Here is a 17,456-nt window from a genome sequence, read left to right as displayed (position 1 = left end):
TAACAAAAGCTGTTTAATTTTTGATTCCATGACTGCAACTGCCGCCAGTTCAATTCGCCCCTTTTCCACTGCCCGTTTCGAGCATCCCCCCAAGGTGATTGCCATAGGGGACAGCTTGGTCTACGGCTACGGCGATCCAGTGGGTGGCGGTTGGGTAGAACGCCTACGCCGGGTTTGGATGGAAGCGCAAGGGCCAGTTCTGTACAATCTCGGCATTCGCGGCGACCGGGTGGCCCAGGTAGCCGAGCGTCTAGAGCAGGAATTTCGTTACCGGGGAGAAATCCGCAATCAAGTTCCCGATCAATTGATCCTATCGGTGGGGGTGAATGATTCCCCTCGTCTCGGCCGGCCCGAGGGCCGCAACGTCACGGATTTGGCCATTTTTTCAGAGCAAGTAGAAACCCTGTTGACGACAGCCCAGGCCCTTTGTCCGGTGGTGGTGGTGGGGATGGTGCCGGTGAATGAGGCCAAAATGCCTTTCTTTGACTGTTTCTATTTCAATCAGGCTGACCAATACCGCTACAAGGAAGTGATGAAACAGGCCTGTCAGGCCCGACAAATTCCCTACTTGGATATTTTTGAGCGTTGGCTTGAGCGCGGCCCAGCCTGGATCGAGGCGCATCTGATGGACGATGGCATTCACCCCAATGTCGCAGGTTATAAGGCCCTGTTGGATGAAGTGCTCCACTGGTTGCCCCCAGTCAAGTCTCTAAAAAGTTCGGCCCTGCCGCAGAGATTGCACTAATTTTTCTAGGGATTCGGCCTGGCCCTCGATGCTGGCGGTGAGTTGAAATTGAACCAGGGCCCGGGCCAGGTTATGCTCAGCATACTTGACTTTAAAGTACTGATTGCCAGCTAGGTAATCGCTAAAGAAGCGCAGGCCCAATTCAAAGGCGATCAGACGAATGGCCGCCACCAGGTAATCGTAATCGGCGGGGGTTAAAAAGCCCTGGGCCACCCCACAATAGCCAGCCAAAATACTGCGGCAGAGGTCTGGCTCAAAGCGAACCTGTTGCCAGTCTGTCGTGTCTTCCCCGAGGGGATTACAGCCAGAGCGGAGACAATCTCCCAGATCGTAGTGGATCAGGCCGGGTTTAGCGGTGTCGAGATCCACCACACTCACGGCCTTGCCCGTAGCACAGTCGAACATGATGTTATTGACCTTGGGATCGCCGTGCATCAAACGGAGGGGCAGTTTTCCCTGGGCCTTGGCCGTTTCTAGCACTGAACACCAGGCCGCCCGCTCCCTGACAAAATCCAAACAAAATTTTACCTCAGGACTGGTTAACCGGGAGGTAGGGATTGTCTCCAACACTTGCTGGTACTGAGTCAAATATTGCGGGGTGATGTGAAAGCCAGGCAGCGTATCCACCAAACGCTGGGGGTCGAGATCGCTCACGAGATGATGAAAAGTTCCCAGCGCATAACCCACCTCCCGGGCATGATCCAGGTCTTGCAACGTATCAAAGGATTCCGACCCTTCAATGTAGCTGATGGCCCGCCAGTAGTCCCCCGTCCCGGAGTCCCAGTGATCTTGCTGTTGTCGCGTCAGAATCACCCTGGGCATTTCCCAGCGACGATTATCGGCATGCTCATGCCATTTTTGGTGGATATGTTCCGTCAAGACCACCATGTTGCTCATTACTCCCTGGGGATTGTGGAAGACCTGGGTATTAATCCGTTGCAGGACAAAACAGGTCTGGGCGACATCGTAGGTCTGGGCGACATCGTCGAGGCTCACTAGGAAAGTGTCGTTGATGTTGCCATTACCAAAGCGTTTAAGGCCGGTAATCTGGCCCTGATGGGCGAACTGGTCGGCAATGGGCCAAATTGTGGCGGCAACTTCAGGGGAAAGCGCTTCAATCATAGAGAAAGGAGGGGGAGACTAAAGGTCGGGACTCGCTACGGCAGGGACAAGGTTCCCAGAAAACTAGCCAGTTCAACGCGCCTGGCCAGGGCTGGGGTACAATCAAGCAACTGGACTGAACAGCAAATCATACTATGGAAAAACGATACGAGGGTAAGGCCAAAATTCTTTATGCCACGGATGATCCCGACGTTTTATTAACGGTATTTAAAGATGATGCCACGGCCTTTAATGCCCAGAAGCGTGGGCAAATCCAGGGTAAAGGCGAAATTAATTGCACGATTACGGCGGCCCTCTTTGCCTGGCTCGGTTCCCTCGGCATTCCTACCCATTACCTTGACCAACCTGCACCGACACAATTACGGGTCAAGAGTGTCCAAATTATTCCCCTAGAGGTGGTAGTTCGGAACATTGCGGCGGGCAGTCTCTGCAAACAAACGGGCCTGGCTGAGGGAACCGTTTTACCCTTCCCCTTGGTGGAATTTTATCTCAAGGATGATGCTCTGGGGGATCCTCTGCTCACCCCCGACCGTTTACGTCTGCTCAATCTGGCGACTCCGTCCCAGGTGGAGGAATTGCGACGATTGGCCCTGAGGATTAATGAACACCTTTCTGCTTTTTTTCAGCGTTGCGAGATTACCCTCGTCGATTTCAAGCTCGAGTTTGGCTTGGATTCGCACCAACAAATTCTGTTAGCCGATGAAATTAGCCCCGATACCTGTCGGCTGTGGGATCAACAGCAAAGCGATCCCCAGGCCCGCGTTTTAGACAAAGACCGCTTCCGCAAGGATCTTGGCCAAGTGGAATCCGCCTATCAAACTGTCCAACAGCGGATACTAGCCCAGCTAGGCCCGGCCTACACTTAGGGCTATTGTGGAACCTTTTGTATTAAGAAAGGTCAAGATAACCGTTTAAAATGCTCCTGAATTGGGGCTGTCGTCGTACAACGGCCTGACCGAGATCAGTTATTATTCCTGTTTAGTTTTGCCTGAAAATTTATTCACTTTATTGCTGGATTGGGTGTTTGGACGTGTCAAACGAGATTAAAAGCGCAACTGTATTGCCAGTTTTAAGCGGCCTGCTGGCGGCAACCGTAATCGCCCTTGGTGCCCCAGGGGTTTCAGCGGTCAACCCCCCGGCGGTCTCTGCCGCGCCTCCTTCCTCTCCCGTAGAAACTGCTAATCCCCCATCATCCGACAATTCCCAGGCCCAAACGCCCCCGACTCCGAACGTTCCTCCCGCCGCTGATACACCTATTCCCACCACACCGGCCCCAGAAACGCCGCCCAGTAGTGCAGAAACAGCACCCGCCGCTGAACCCAGGGTTCTTGTCAGTGAGGTGGTGGTCAGCGGGGCCTCTCCAGAACTTGAGGTCTTGGTCTATAACGCCATTCGTACCCAGCCCGGCCGCACGACAACTAGAACCCAGCTTCAGGAAGATATTAATGCGGTGTATGCCACGGGTTTCTTTAGCAATGTTCAGGCCACGCCCTCGGATACGCCCCTAGGGGTACGGGTAACCTTTGCGGTGCAACCTAATCCCATTTTTAAACAGGTACAGATCGAAACGGTACCGGCAACAGATAAAGCTGGCGTGTTACCGCCCCAAGTAGTGCAGGATACCTTCAGTGGCCAGTACGGTAAGATTCTCAATCTCCGGGATCTCCAGGAAGGCATCAAAAAAATTAATGAATGGTACTCCAGCAATGGCTACGACCTGGCCCAGGTGGTGGGATCCCCCAAGGTCGGCGAAGATGGCACAGTTACCCTGACTATCGCCGAAGGGGTAATTCAAAACATTCAGGTTCGCTATTTTAATGCCGAAGATGAACCCGCCAATGGACGGACGCGGGATTTTATTGTGACGCGGGAGATGCAGTTAAAACCCGGTGATGTGTTTAATCGCAACACGGCCCAAAAAGACCTACAACGGGTCTACGGCCTGGGCCTCTTTGAAGATGCACGACTCTCCTTTACCCCAGGTACTGACCCCCGAGAAGTGGTGGTCAATGTTGATGTGGTGGAGGGCAATACGGGGTCTGTGGCCGCCGGGGCCGGAGTCAGTAGCACTAGCGGTTTGTTTGGCACCATCAGCTATCAAGAACGGAACATGGGGGGTAATAACCAGACCGTTGGGGTGGAATTCCAGGTAGGGGAACGGGAACTCCTCTTTGATGCCAGCTTTACCGATCCCTGGATTGGCGGCGATCCCTACCGAACTTCCTACACCGCTAATATTTTCCGGCGGCGGACGATTTCCCTGGTTTTTGACGGCGATACGTCCTCAATCCGAACCCTAGAGAACCTAGATAGTCCCCGAGTTGTCAGGACGGGAGCCGGGATTAGTTTTTCTCGACCCATTGCCAAGGATGTTTTCACGATCCCGGATTGGCGCCTGTCCACCGGCTTTGTTTACCAGAATGTCCGCATTGAAGATGCCGACGGCAACCTTTCTCCCCTGTCGGCTCCGTTAAACGGCTATGGTTCCCAGCCCCTGTCCTTCAGTGGCAGTGGGGTTGATGACCTGTGGGTGCTCTCCTTCGGGGCCTCCCAGGATACCCGTAATAATGCCCTCCAGCCCACCAGTGGTTCCTTCACGCGCTTTGGGGTGGAACAAACGGTTCCCATCGGCTCCGGGGCCATTTTCCTGACGCGACTGCGGGGTAGTTATAGTTTCTATCTGCCCGTTAACTGGCTTGACCTCACTAGCTTTGGCTTCGTTGAAAGTACCCAACCCCAGGCCCTGGCCTTTAACGTCCAAGCCGGTACGGTTTTGGGAGACCTGCCGCCCTATGAGGCCTTTATTTTGGGAGGAAGCAACTCCGTTCGAGGTTTTGCCGAAGGTGATGTGGGCAGTGGTCGCAGTTATTTTCAGGCCACAGCAGAATATCGGTTTCCCATTGTGGCGGCTGTCGGGGGAGCCCTTTTCGTGGACTATGGTTCAACCCTGGGTTCAGCAGGGGCGGTTCCTGGTTTTCCCTCCATTGTCCGGGGGCTACCCGGTTCTGGCCTAGGCTACGGTATTGGGGTCAGGATTCAATCGCCGGTAGGGCCGATTCGGATTGACTACGGCTTTAACGACCAAGGAGATTCTCGCGTTAACTTTGGTATCGGGGAAAAATTCTAGCCATGGTAGGGATAGACATGGGACATCGGTTAACCACCAGCGTGATTGTTGAAGGGGTCGGGTTGCATCTGGGCCTGACGACTCGAGTGGCCCTGCATCCTGCTTCCCCTGGCCAGGGCCGCTTTTTTGTGCGGGTGGATTTACCCGACCAACCAATCATTCCGGCAAATCTCCGTCAGGTGCGGGAGAGTCTACTTTCTACCGAATTAGGAACCCCGCCAGCCACCGTACGCACCGTAGAGCATCTTTTAGCGGCCTTGGTGGCCTTAGGGATTGAAGATGTTCGCATAGACATTGATGGCCCGGAAGTCCCCCTCTGTGATGGTTCGGCCCTTCCCTGGCTTCAGGCCTTAGAGAGTAGTGGCCTAACACCCTATGCTACTGGCGAAACGCCTTGGGTTCTGACAATGCCCCTGTCGGTGCAGGAAAAGGATGCCTTTGTGGCGGCTTTTCCCAGTCCCGACCTACGTCTAAGCTATGGTATTGACTTTACCTATGCCCCCATCGGGCAGCAGTGGTTAACCTGGCAACCCCAGGCAGAGAACTTTGCCCAGGCCCTAGCGGGGGCTCGCACCTTTGGCTTTGCCGACCAAATAGCCCACCTCCGAGAAACCGGCCTGATCAAGGGGGGCAGTTTGGAGAATGCCCTTGTCTGTGACCATGAAACCTGGCTCAATCCCCCCCTCCGTTTTGCTGATGAGCCGGTGCGTCACAAACTGTTGGATTTGCTAGGGGATCTCGCTTTACTCGGCTCCTTACCCCAGGCCCATATCGTGGCCTACAAGGCCAGCCATCGGCTCCACACCCGTCTTGCCCAACAGCTTGAGGATTGGGCCCAGCAACAATTTGATTCTTCCGGGGGTACTGGTTAATGTCCTTCTTCCCTTCACGCTGGCAACGCTACCTCCTCCTAGGACTTCTGTGGCTCTGTTGTAGCAGTTTGGGCTGGGGCCTAGCCCTTGCCCTAGAATTGCCCTCTTTACCTGGCCCTGTAGCCCAGGTGACACTCCCGGAGGCCCTCCCCTCCCCTGGAGGAATCCCAGCCAATGCTCGTCCAGTCGATCCCATTCCCAGCCGCTACCAACCGGGCTTTGAAGCCTATCTTGAAACCTGTGCTGGCTGTCATATTGCCCTGCCGCCCGAAGTCTTGCCCCTGGAAAGTTGGCAACAAATCCTGCGCCGGCCCGATAAGCATTTTGGGACGACAATTCCCAACCTCAACCGTCTAACGCAGTTGCTGATCTGGGACTACGTCAGTACCTTTTCCCGGCCCTTGCCCCCCAATACTCCGGTACCTCTCTACGCCGAGAAATCCCGCTTTTTCAAGGCCCTGCATCCCCGGGTAGATCTACCCTCGGATATGACCGTCAAGAGTTGCGTGGCCTGTCATCCCAACGTAGCGCAATTTGACTTCCGTACCTTGACTCCCGAATGGCTAGATAAAGAGTAGTTGAGGAGTTTATCGCTCTTCTATCAGAGAGCGAAAGATCGAATAAAAAAGAGGAGAGACAAGGTAAGGATTCAGGTGCCTTAAACATGGTCACAGAGCGACTTATAAAATCTAAGAACTCGCTAAACTAACAGTTTCATTCTCAATAAGCATGAAAATTAAGGCTTTCAGCGTTTCTTAATGAGAACGAAGATTTTGCCGTAATTAGCCCAAATCGTTACACAGCATGAATTTGGATGCTTTTTGTATGACCTGAATCCTTACCAAAAAACTAACGCTTTATTAGTAACTGAATTTAGACTGATTAAGGCTAGCCCCCCATAAAATCCTCATCTAGTAGTTGTTCTAGGGTAAAAGGACAGGTTGGAGGATAATCGAACTCTGGAGGAATACGAACGCCGAACTTAGCTAATTTTCCCTCCTTAATCGCTACCTTGCGGGCATCGGGATAGGCTGATTCAATTGCTGATGCCAGATAGCCTTTGAGAGAAGGGGTATCTCGTAGGCTTTTGCAAACCCGTTGACGATGTTCAACGACAGAATCATACCAACTACCTTTCATGGCTTCCGGCACGTCTTGTTGAATACGGAGTTTGAGCAAATGGGCAATCAAAATCATCAAGTTGCTCTCTAATGACCTTTTTTCCGAACGTCCCAATTCTGCTAATTCCTCAATTAAGTTTTGAATATCTAATTGATCAAATTGTTGGTTTTCTAGGTGATGAATCGTTTCTTCAATCCATCCTTGGAAATCATTGTTATAGAGTGTTTCTCTCATATTTCAGCAGATTGTTAAATTAATAAGAGTAAAAAACAGATAAGATAAATAATACTTTCATTAGGGTAAGTGCTTGGTCTGTTACCTCAATATTTAAAGTGTATTTAGCTTGCTTGAAATAAATTCTAGAAGCTCTCTGATTGAGCAAGAAATAGGATAAGATGTCCCGTCAGATAATCCACCTACACGATATGATCCCAGTAGTTCATTGGGGATTTCTACATGGACTAACTCTTCAATTTCCATTGATAACTCAATTGTATCTAATTCATCCGCTCTTAAATCATTGGATATACTAGAATCAACTTTCATTAATTGATAATCAATTTCTAGTTGTGATTCAATTAATTCAAGTATCTCTATCAAAATATCTTCTTTGCCAAGGGTATTTTCTACCTGTTTTATGATTTCCAAGAAGTATGATTTTTTCTTTTCTTCAGCCATTTCCTCTTCTTGCACCTTTGAATTAATCTGGGTGCTCAATTGTAATAGTTCATTGCTGATTTTTTCTATTTTCTCTTCAAGGAAGACGAGATCTTGAAATTTTAATTTTGCTATAAGCACAAAATCGTAATCAATCTCTGCCTGTTTTATTTCAGATAATATCATTTCTCTTTGCGTCACAAATAAATTTTGCAATTCTTCTTTGAATTTAATTATTTTTAATAGAATATTTTTTTCTTGCGTTGACTTGTTAATTGATTTGTCTAGGATGTTTTGATCAAGTATTTGTCCTAGTTGTGACTCTAATAGTTCGATTTCGCCGTATATAATATCTTTTCTTTTCTGGATTTTTTCAAGCCCAATTCTTTTTTGTTCCTGCCTCTTGTTTTTTTCTTCAAGAGCATGAAGTGAATAAGCTGATGCTTGATATTGTTTTATAATTTTCTTGGTTTTAATAAAATCTATTTTCTCCCCAATAGATGAATAAATTTGTGTTGCAATAATCCATAGGAACTGCTCCAAATCAAAGTTTTGCCTAATCGAAAAATAACAATCTTGCTTATTATAGCTTTCTATAATTTTATGAGTCTGTTTTTCGATTAACAGTGCCAGAATTTCATCGTTACTCTGGGATAATTCACTCATTAGTTTAGCTTTCAGTTTTAGAATTAAACATTAAACAATAAAGAAAAATCGCTGATTTTGTAGAATGCGTTAGTGCATAGCTTTGAGTTCACAAAATTTTGCCAATATCTGTTAGGTGAGGGGAGATTTAAGATTGCTCCCCTCATACTAACCAAGTTTTGAGTAACTTATACCGACGTTAACGTCTTTTCTCCTACCACTGAGACCGTAGCATTCACTTCCGGGGAATTGGCTTCTGATGGTGGTACAGCCTGCCAAAATTGGCCCAGATAATCCGACCAGTTTGCCAGAATCCGTTTAGCTTTCGGGCTACCTGTCTGTGAGCTATGGGCCTGGATCAGGGCCTTTAACTGCTCTTCTCCCTTGGGTGAAGTAATCCGTTGCAGTTTGATAATTTCGGGGTTAATTTTCTCCGGTAGGCTGTTGTCTTCATCTAAGAAATAGGCCAGACCACCGGTCATGCCCGCTCCGACATTACGGCCCACAGACCCCAGGACAACGACAACCCCGCCCGTCATGTATTCACAGCAGTGGTCGCCGGCCCCTTCAATCACGGCTTTACCCAAAGAGTTACGAACCGCAAAGCGTTCCCCAGCCCGGCCATTGGCGTAGAGGGTTCCCCCAGTCGCGCCGTAGAGACAGGTATTACCGATAATGACGTTATCCTCGGGGGCATAGGTCGCGTTCGGTGGCGGTACGATCACGATTTCCCCGCCGTGCATGCCCTTGCCGACGTAATCATTGGCTTCTCCTTGCAGGTGGAGGGTCATGCCATCTAGGTTAAAGGCCCCGAAACTCTGGCCCGCCGCTCCTTGGAAATTGAGGGTAATCTGGCCAGTAAAGCCATTGTTGCCATACTGTTTGGCGATTGCCCCAGCGAGACGAGTCCCCACGGTACGGTCGGTATTCACCAGGTGATAGGTTTTAGTAATTTGGCTCTGGTGGGTGATGGCATCCTGAATATCCCGGTCGGCCAGGATCGTGTCATCCAGAACAGGGCCATTACTGTGGACGGCTTCATGTTGGAGCCACTCTCGGTGTTCTTTGACGTTGGGCAGGTTCAGCAAACAGTCTAGGTTCAGGGCCTGGGTTTTACTCAACTGCACATCCGAGCGGATTTTGAGTAGATCGGTACGGCCAATCAGATCATCAAGACGGCGATAACCCAGGTGGGCCAGGATTGAGCGGACTTCCTCGGCAATGAAGTAGAAGAAGTTGACCACCTGTCCAGGGGCCCCGCTAAAGCGTTGGCGCAGACGTTCTTGCTGGGTCGCAACTCCCACCGGACAATTGTTGGTATGGCAGACCCGCGCCATAATACAGCCCTCCGCAATCATGGCAATGGAACCAAAGCCAAATTCCTCAGCCCCCATTAGGGCTGCCATGACCACATCCCAGCCCGTTTTCAGACCGCCATCGGCCCGGAGCAGGACTCGATCCCGTAGTTGATTTTCCAAAAGGACGCGGTGGACTTCTGTCACCCCCAATTCCCAGGGAGAACCGGCATGTTTAATGGAACTCAGGGGAGAGGCTCCTGTCCCCCCATCATGACCCGAAATTTGGATAATATCAGCGTTGGCCTTGGCGACCCCAGCGGCAATGGTGCCAATGCCAATTTCCGCCACCAGTTTGACCGAAACTTGAGCCACAGGATTGATCTGGTGTAGATCAAAGATCAGTTGAGCTAAGTCTTCGATAGAGTAAATATCATGGTGAGGCGGCGGTGAAATGAGGGTAACACCGGGTTTAGAGCGACGTAGCATGGCGATGTAGGGACTGACCTTAGCCCCTGGCAGTTGGCCTCCCTCACCGGGTTTGGCCCCCTGGGCCATTTTGATTTCGATCTGTTGACCACTGGTGAGGTATTCCGGCGTGACCCCAAAGCGACCCGAGGCCACTTGTTTAATCGCAGAGCAGGCGGTGTCGCCATTTTGCAGGCCTTTTAAGTGGGGTAAGGTCGGAGAATTGCCGTCACTATCCACGTCATTGAGTTTGAGATAGCGCACCGTATCTTCGCCGCCTTCGCCGGAGTTGGATTTGGCCCCCATGCGGTTCATGGCAATGGCCAGGGTTTCATGGGCCTCGCGGGAGAGGGCCCCTAGGGACATACCGCCGGTACAGAAGCGTTTGACAATTTCTTCGACTGATTCAACCTGATCCAAAGGAATTGCCGTGCGGTCGGGATTGAAATCTAAAAGATCCCGCAGGGCCGTGACTGGACGCTCCTGAAGATAACGGCGATAGACCTCGTAATGGTTATAGGCTTCTTGATTCACCCCATTGGCCCCCATTTGATAGGCTGCCACTGCTTTATGCAGGGCCTTGGCCATTTCCGGGGAATTCATGTGGTACTCGCCGCCGGGACGGTAGTTGACAAACCCGTAGTTTTCTAATTTTTTTGCAGTTAATTCCGGGAAGGCCTTGCTGTGGAAAGCGATCACCTCCTGGGCCACTTCCGTTAAATTCAGGCCCCCCACTCGACTGGTTGTTCCGGCAAAGGCCAATTCCACCAACTCAGCCCCTAGACCAATGGCCTCAAAAATCTGGGCCCCGTGGTAGGAGGCCAGCAGGGAAATACCCATTTTGGAGAGAATTTTAAACAGGCCTGCTTCCACCGATTGACGATAATTCTGCAAGGCTTTAGCTAAGGTAATGGCATTGAGCTTGCCGTTTTCCATCAGCTTTTGGGTTTTGGGGTCTTGCCACCACTGGCGTACTGATTCCAGGGCCAGGTAGGGACAAACCGCCGAAGCGCCGTAACCAATCAAGCAAGCAAAGTGATGGGTACTCCAGCATTGGGCCGTATCGACGACCAGGGAGGCCTTGAGACGCAGGCCCGACCGAATGAGGTGATGGTGCACAGCTCCTACGGCTAGCAGGGGGGGAATATAGCTGGTATTTTCCGTTAGCGCTTGGCCCTGGGGACGGTCACTCAGAATCAGGATTTTCGCTCCGGCTTTGACTGCTTCCGTGGCAGATTGGGTCAGGGCCGTGATCGCGCTTTCCAGGGCTGAAGGGCCGGCCGTCAGGTCAAATTGGGTGGAGAGTATCGCAGAGGGCAAGCTGGACTGTTGAATCTGGGCCAGTTCTAGCTCGTTAAGGACTGGGGATTGTAATTTAATCAACTGAGCTGAAGTCGCCTGGGGTTCCAGTAATTTCCCCCGTTCTCCCAAACTCATGCTCAGGGACATCACCAGATTTTCCCGCAGGGGGTCAATGGGGGGATTCGTCACCTGGGCAAAGCGTTGTTTGAAGTAGTCGTAGAGGAGGTGGGGTTTGCTGGAAAGAATGGCTAGGGGGGTATCATCCCCCATGCAAAAGGTGGGTTCTTTCCCCTGGCTGGCCATGGGCACGATCACCATGTCCAGGTCTTCAGCACTATAGCCAAAGGCCGTCTGTTGTTGCAGAACCTGGGCCGGATCATTAAAAAGAGTGCTTTCAGAAAACTGCTCAGAGCGAATTTCCTGACGGTACTGTTGGAGCCAAGCACCGTAGGGATGTTTTTGGGCAACTTGTTGTTTAATCTGCCAGTTTTTCAGGATTTGCTGATTTTGCAGATCAACAGCGATCATCTGGCCAGGAGCCAGGCGTCCTTTTTCAATAATGTCAGCTTCGGGGAGATCCACTACTCCAGCTTCCGACCCCACCACAATGTAGTTATCTTTGGTGATGCAGTAACGGGCCGGCCGCAGGCCATTGCGGTCTAGACCCGCCCCGACGGTTTTGCCATCGCTAAAAACCAACAGGGCCGGGCCATCCCAGGCCTCCTGGAAGCCCCCATAGTACTCGTAGAAATCGACAATTTCAGGATAATCCTTCAGGGCTGGTTGATTGCGGTAGGCCTCAGGCACCAGGATCATCATTGCTTCCAGGGGACTACGACCCGTGCGAACCAATAACTCCATGGCACTATCCAGGTTGTAGGAATCGCTATTGGCTGGATTTACCACTGGGGTCAGGGCCTGTAATTCGCTCTCAGTCCAGCCTTGAACTTGGAGACCCTTTTCCCGAGCTGCCATCCAGTTGATATTGCCCAGCAGAGTGTTAATCTCGCCGTTATGACCGAGTAGGCGCATGGGCTGAGCCAAAGGCCACTTTGGCATCGTATTGGTGCTGAAGCGACGGTGATAGACCGCAAAATTGCTCTGGTAATCAGGGTTTTGCAGGTCGAGGTAAAATTCCCCTAACACCTCACTACGAACCATGCCTTTATAGACAAGGGTGCGACAGGAAAAGGAGCAGACATAGAAATCATCCGCTAACTTTTTCCCCACCAGAGACCGGGCAATGTACAAGCGACGATCCAACTCATCCCCGGAACAACCTGCCGGACAGGTGACTAAAATTTGCTCCATGTGGGGCTGGTTATTGCGGGCTTGGGGCCCCAAGACTTCCGGTTTAACAGGGACTTCTCGCCAACCCAAAACCGTTAACTTCTCGGTTCGGACTACTTCTTCGACATAACCCTTGGCCACTTCCCGAGCACCGGGTTCCTGGGGTAGAAAGACCATGCCCACCCCCAACTGCTCTACATCCGGCATGGTTAAATTGCGTTGCGTAAACCACTGGGCCAAGAGTTGTCGGGGAATAGCCGTCATCATGCCCGCACCGTCGCCCGAATCCGCATCCGCACTACAGCCACCTCGGTGTTCCAAACAGCCCAGGGCTTTGAGAGCCTGTTGAACGAGGGTATGACTGACCTGGCCCTGGACATCGGCAATAAAACCAACGCCACAGGCATCTCGTTCTTCAACGAGCCAGGGTTGACCAAGGAAGGGGGAAGAAACGGCAGCCGTGCGATTCATGGTGTTTAGGGAGGGGTGGGCAAGGAAAAATAGTCTCGGGGATTAACGGGGCATCCCGAGCATCCTGGTGGTGACGCTTAACACGATCAAAGACTAGGGTTTTCTATTATTACGGAAATGTTAAGCGGTTTCAATCCGTCTCGCTGAGACAGGTCGAGGATTAAGGGTCAGCCGTTTCCTGGTCGAGACAATGCTCCACTTTTTGGTAGATAGCCTCTGCCTCTGCCGGAGAACGACCAATGCAAGTCAGGCCGAGTTTACCAAATTCCGATAGGGCCCCCATCAGGTGAAACAGCGTCCCTGTTTGGGTGGTGCTGTTGTAGTGTAGGCCGTGGGTGGCGATAATATCCATTAGGTCATCGGGCAGGAGACCATGGTATTGGGGTTTTTGCAAATTATCCGAGGCCAGGTAATACCTCGGCTGGCCCTCCTGACTATAGAACAGGCCGGTGGTCGGGTCGTAGATGCCGTTGGTTAATAACTTCAGGGTCATAAAGGGATGGGTCGTTCCCCCCTTGCGCAGATTAATCTCAATGGCAGTTAACTCCCAAGTTTCTCCCTGACGCACAGCCATAAAATCAACGCCAAAACGCTCCATGGCCCCCCGCTGGGCCAACACTTGGCCAATTTTGAGACCTAAATTCTGCAGGGCCAAACGATAGCCGTCGTCGGCGGGAAAACGACAGCCCAGATAAATCTGTTGGTCAGGACCGCCCAAAATCTGGTCATGGGTAGAAAGAATACTCACCTCTCCCTGGGGACTGATATAGCCCTGGACGCTGGGAGACCGCTTTTCTGCCCCCTCCACAAAGGCCTCGACAATGGCCCCAAGGCTGGGAATCCGGGCCAGGAAACTTTCCCAGGTTTCTCCCTGGGCCTGGCATTGCAAGCAGGGTAAATAGGCCTGGAGCAGTTCCGGTGAGGCCGCCTGAGCCGTCCGATCCGTCGGCAAAGGAAAAATGGCATTGCCTTCCCCCGAAAAGCCCTCATTCAGCTTGACCATTACCCGTCGCAGGTGGGGCTGGCGTTGCCACAGGGCCACCGTTTCCGCTAACAGGGCCTCTACAGAATTGACTAAAAAACTACCGTCGGGGTAGGACACACCGGCCTCGGCAAAAATTTCCCGGCTCCCGCTTTTTGACCCCCAGTAGGCCAGGGCCGGACTAGCTGCCAGCAGGGGTGTTTGGAGTTGTAGGGATAGCTCTGCCTCCAGGGCCGTGGCATTAAAACAAACGATGTGGGAACGGCCCGGCCGCAGGGCCTGGCGAATCCGTTCGATTAAACGGGGACGTTCTAGAATTTTTTGGGTGAGGGGTTTATAGGCATTATCGTAGGCAGTGAAGAGGAGCAAGCGTTCCCGCGCGTGGGAAAAGGGAATACCCGCCAGCAGTTGCAGATAATACTCAACGATCAGGGGTGACAGGGGCTGGGCCGTCACGTAAATGAGACGGGTTTTGGGATTGCGCAACCGAATTAAGGAAAAGAGGAGCCGCTCCTCGTAGTGCAGAAAGCCGGGTATTTTTTCGCCTACACTCTGGTCTAGACTAAAGGACGGCAACACCAAAATATCCCCTCCCTCCTTGTCCAGAAAGGCCTCGCTATGGGCAGGCCCCCGGAGTTGGTGCTGTAGCTGATGGAAGGATTCCCACTGTTCTGGGGATAGACTCGGTGTACTGGATATCATGGTATTTTGGGGATGGGCCCGCTTGCCTCCCTATCCTACCGCCGAACTTGTTCTTCTCCATCTCCATGCGCCTAGCAACCCAAATTGAAGCGATTCTTTATCTCCAGGCCAGGCCCTTGACCCTGGTGGAACTGAGCGAGATCACCCAGCAAGACCGGCCCAGTGTGGAAGATGCACTTTTAGAATTAATGGAAGACTATGCTCGCCGGGATAGTGCCCTAGAGGTGATCGAAACGGAAACGGGCTATTGTCTACAATTGCGGTCTGCCTTCCAGACCCTGATTCAAGACCTCGTTCCCGCCGACCTCAGCACCGGCACCCTCAGAACTCTGGCGGCCATCGCCCTGAAATCACCAATCTTGCAAACCAAAGTGATTCAACTCCGGGGTAGTGGGGCCTATCAACACATTCAAGACCTGGTGGAACAGGGATTTATCCGCAAGCGCCGCCAAACTGAGGGCCGTTCCTATTGGCTCGAAATCACGGATAAATTCCAGCAATATTTTGAAATTGACCAGCTTTCTTCAATTTTGGGCTAGATTCGCCTAGGAACAGTCAAAATATAGGTTATTAAAGCCAAAGTTACTCAGTTCAGGAAGAGTATTGCTTGAAGTGAATAAACTCACGCACTACGACCAGAAGATTTCGGGATGGCGTAGAGTCCATAAAAAAGGTAAGTCGATCGCTACAGCATACTTTTAGCATATTAAGTAAATTATTTGTTGTACTTTCTCTGCTTAGAGCGATATACGGTACTTTAGGAATGTGTATGTGGCATGATACAAGAATAGTCTCTGTATAATCCATGTTTATCTTGTGAGAATCCATGCTCAGGAACCTTTTATGCCATACAAAAACTTTTTAGAAGAATATCCGCTTTACAGAAAGTTCAGCGTTGCAAAAATCCCCCCAACAACCGACAGACTTCCAGTCGTTCAAATAAATATGGATTGTCCGATCTGTAAGTCTAGCCAAACATTTGCTATGAAAAATGAATACTGGGAGAACTTGAATTACGCAAATTATCCCATTGATGGTATTATTTTTCGTGCAGTCTATCTTTGCTATCATTGCCAAAAATTTGAAAGAGTCTTTTTTATTAAAGTAGATGATAACCAGAAATGGTTTATGAAAGTAGGTCAGTATCCAGCTTGGATAACCAAAGGTAATGTCAATATAGAAAAACTTCTTGGAGAGCATTCAAGTTATTATCATAAAGGGCTTGTATGTGAATCACAAGGATATGGCATAGGTGCATTCGGATATTACAGACGAATAGTAGAAGAGATAATTGATAGCTTATTGGATGAAATTGCAGACTTATTGACTGAACAAGAGTTATCTCAATACCAAGATGCTTTAAGCAAGACAAAAAAAACGATAGTAACACAGGAAAAAATTGACTTAGTCAAGGATTTATTACCTCCGATACTGAGGCCGGAGGGGATGAATCCTCTTGCAACTTTACATTCAGCACTCAGTGAAGGACTTCACGCTGAATCTGATGAACAATGCTTGGAATATGCAGAAACATGCAGACAAATATTGATATTCCTTGTTAATCAAGTTGCAGTAAGCAAAGCGGCATCACGAGGCTTTACTGAAAGTATGAGAAAGTTGCTTGAGAAGAAAACAAGAAAATAAGTTAACAGCCCTGCTTCATCGGAACATATCTCATTCATAACACTCGACAAAGCTTTCTCCCACTGGAACCCCTACCAGAAACTGAGTTTTAATGAAGAGAGAAACAGGTATTCAAAATCCTTTTTCAGTAAGTGTTTTAGGAGCAGGTTCATCGTTGCCTTGGAATCACTCAGCAAGGCCGAAGCTCTCCAGGTCGTCTCGTTTATATGGCTGGCCGGCTAAAACTCTCCCCTTTCAGGAAAAGAGGGGGCAGTTGGCAATTTAGTATTAACGCGATGTGCAACTAAGAACGACAGAATAAGGGTTCCAGGCGATACTCTAACATTCCTGAGTTTTGAAAGCCTTGTCAATCAAGACCTAAAAAATAGTTGCACACGGGGTTATTACCAAGACAGTAGGACATAGCGCTCAGCCGTTGCTCAAAGCTCTCTAGGACGGAAAATCATTTAAAACCATAATTTAATTAGAGTTTTGTGGGGGGGGTAGTAACACTCCCTATTTTTGTCCTTCAGTCAATGCATTAGAATAAAAAGACAGTCGCGGAAAAATGTCAACGCTCGTTTGGGAGATGTAATGGAATTTAACTTTGACTTTTTAATTTCCGAAGAAGAACAAGAACACAATACCCTCGTCCAATACCTGCAACAACAACATCCTGACACCCTGGCGCGGGTCGCTGAATCTGCCAGTACAGAACTTAAAGAAATCATTAGCCACAACGTGCAGGGCCTGCTGGGAATCTTGCCAAGTGAAGATTTTCAGGTTCAGGTGACGACCAACCGTGAAAGCCTGGCGAATCTACTGGCCTCGGCTATGATGACGGGCTACTTCCTGGGCCAAATGGAACAGCGTAAAAATCTAGAAACTCTGGTCTCGGGTGGGGAGTCCCTCAAGGGCCGGTCTAGCGGTTCTTCCGATTGGCTAGACTTACCCTAGTCACCAGAGTCTCTAACGTCTTAGTTTTACTTCCTAACATCCCCCCCACCTGGGGGACGCTTCTAGGGTTTTTCCC

Annotated in this window: 13 protein-coding genes; 8 read left to right on the top strand and 5 right to left on the bottom strand. The window is 50.4% G+C overall.

The window, feature by feature from the left end; all coding sequences use genetic code 11:
• Positions 1–28: 28 nt before the first annotated feature.
• Positions 29–745 (top strand): GDSL-type esterase/lipase family protein, encoded by a 717-nt coding sequence (locus tag ABXS88_RS10455; RefSeq protein ID WP_353671989.1) that lies wholly within the window; start codon positions 29–31, stop codon positions 743–745.
• Here ABXS88_RS10455 and ABXS88_RS10450 read toward each other — a convergent pair.
• Complete coding sequence (locus tag ABXS88_RS10450) at positions 710–1,867, bottom strand: aminoglycoside phosphotransferase family protein (protein WP_353671988.1); 1,158 nt, start codon at positions 1,865–1,867, stop codon at positions 710–712. The two genes, ABXS88_RS10455 and ABXS88_RS10450, sit on opposite strands and share 36 nt — an antisense overlap.
• 134 nt (positions 1,868–2,001) lie before the next feature.
• Between ABXS88_RS10450 and purC the strand changes: the two genes are divergently transcribed.
• From purC to ABXS88_RS10430, 4 genes are all read left to right on the top strand, one after another.
• On the top strand, positions 2,002–2,733 hold the full coding sequence (gene purC, locus ABXS88_RS10445) for a phosphoribosylaminoimidazolesuccinocarboxamide synthase (RefSeq protein ID WP_353671987.1): 732 nt from the start codon (positions 2,002–2,004) through the stop codon (positions 2,731–2,733).
• A gap of 194 nt (positions 2,734–2,927) precedes the next feature.
• Complete coding sequence (locus ABXS88_RS10440; RefSeq protein WP_353671986.1) at positions 2,928–4,994, top strand: BamA/TamA family outer membrane protein; 2,067 nt, start codon at positions 2,928–2,930, stop codon at positions 4,992–4,994.
• Between the two features lie 17 nt (positions 4,995–5,011).
• Positions 5,012–5,866: a UDP-3-O-acyl-N-acetylglucosamine deacetylase gene (gene lpxC, locus ABXS88_RS10435; protein ID WP_353671985.1), complete on the top strand. Its 855-nt coding sequence runs from the start codon at positions 5,012–5,014 to the stop codon at positions 5,864–5,866.
• Positions 5,866–6,444, top strand: coding sequence for a hypothetical protein (locus ABXS88_RS10430; protein ID WP_353671984.1), 579 nt, complete (start codon positions 5,866–5,868; stop codon positions 6,442–6,444). Before lpxC ends, ABXS88_RS10430 begins: the two co-directional genes overlap by 1 nt.
• Positions 6,445–6,754: 310 nt before the next feature.
• Here ABXS88_RS10430 and ABXS88_RS10425 read toward each other — a convergent pair whose 3' ends face one another.
• The 4 genes from ABXS88_RS10425 to ABXS88_RS10410 form a co-directional block, all read right to left on the bottom strand.
• Positions 6,755–7,222 (bottom strand): DUF29 domain-containing protein, encoded by a 468-nt coding sequence (locus ABXS88_RS10425; protein ID WP_353671983.1) that lies wholly within the window; start codon positions 7,220–7,222, stop codon positions 6,755–6,757.
• 93 nt (positions 7,223–7,315) lie between these two features.
• Positions 7,316–8,311 (bottom strand): hypothetical protein, encoded by a 996-nt coding sequence (locus ABXS88_RS10420; RefSeq protein WP_353671982.1) that lies wholly within the window; start codon positions 8,309–8,311, stop codon positions 7,316–7,318.
• Between the two features lie 167 nt (positions 8,312–8,478).
• Positions 8,479–13,116, bottom strand: coding sequence for a glutamate synthase large subunit (gene gltB, locus ABXS88_RS10415; protein WP_353671981.1), 4,638 nt, complete (start codon positions 13,114–13,116; stop codon positions 8,479–8,481).
• A 160-nt stretch (positions 13,117–13,276) separates the two neighbouring features.
• The gene (locus ABXS88_RS10410) at positions 13,277–14,800 is read right to left on the bottom strand and encodes a peptide ligase PGM1-related protein (protein WP_353671980.1); all 1,524 of its coding nucleotides are present in this window, start codon (positions 14,798–14,800) and stop codon (positions 13,277–13,279) included.
• Positions 14,801–14,865: 65 nt separating this feature from the next.
• On the opposite strand from ABXS88_RS10410, the gene scpB reads away from it, so the two are divergent.
• The 3 genes from scpB (at position 14,866) to ABXS88_RS10395 (ending at position 17,380) form a co-directional block, all read left to right on the top strand.
• A complete protein-coding gene (gene scpB / locus ABXS88_RS10405; protein ID WP_353671979.1) occupies positions 14,866–15,339 on the top strand; it encodes an SMC-Scp complex subunit ScpB in 474 nt (157 codons plus the stop codon).
• 304 nt (positions 15,340–15,643) lie between these two features.
• On the top strand, positions 15,644–16,444 hold the full coding sequence (locus ABXS88_RS10400) for a hypothetical protein (protein ID WP_353671978.1): 801 nt from the start codon (positions 15,644–15,646) through the stop codon (positions 16,442–16,444).
• Positions 16,445–17,017: 573 nt separating this feature from the next.
• Positions 17,018–17,380, top strand: coding sequence for a DUF760 domain-containing protein (locus ABXS88_RS10395; protein WP_353671977.1), 363 nt, complete (start codon positions 17,018–17,020; stop codon positions 17,378–17,380).
• Positions 17,381–17,456: the final 76 nt, after the last annotated feature.

The sequence above is a fragment of the Synechocystis sp. LKSZ1 genome (assembly GCF_040436315.1).
In the GTDB taxonomy this organism is placed as follows: Bacteria; Cyanobacteriota; Cyanobacteriia; order Cyanobacteriales; family Microcystaceae; genus Synechocystis.
The sequence above is the reverse complement of the archived record's forward strand: the minus strand, read 5'-3'. Positions and strand labels throughout refer to the sequence as shown.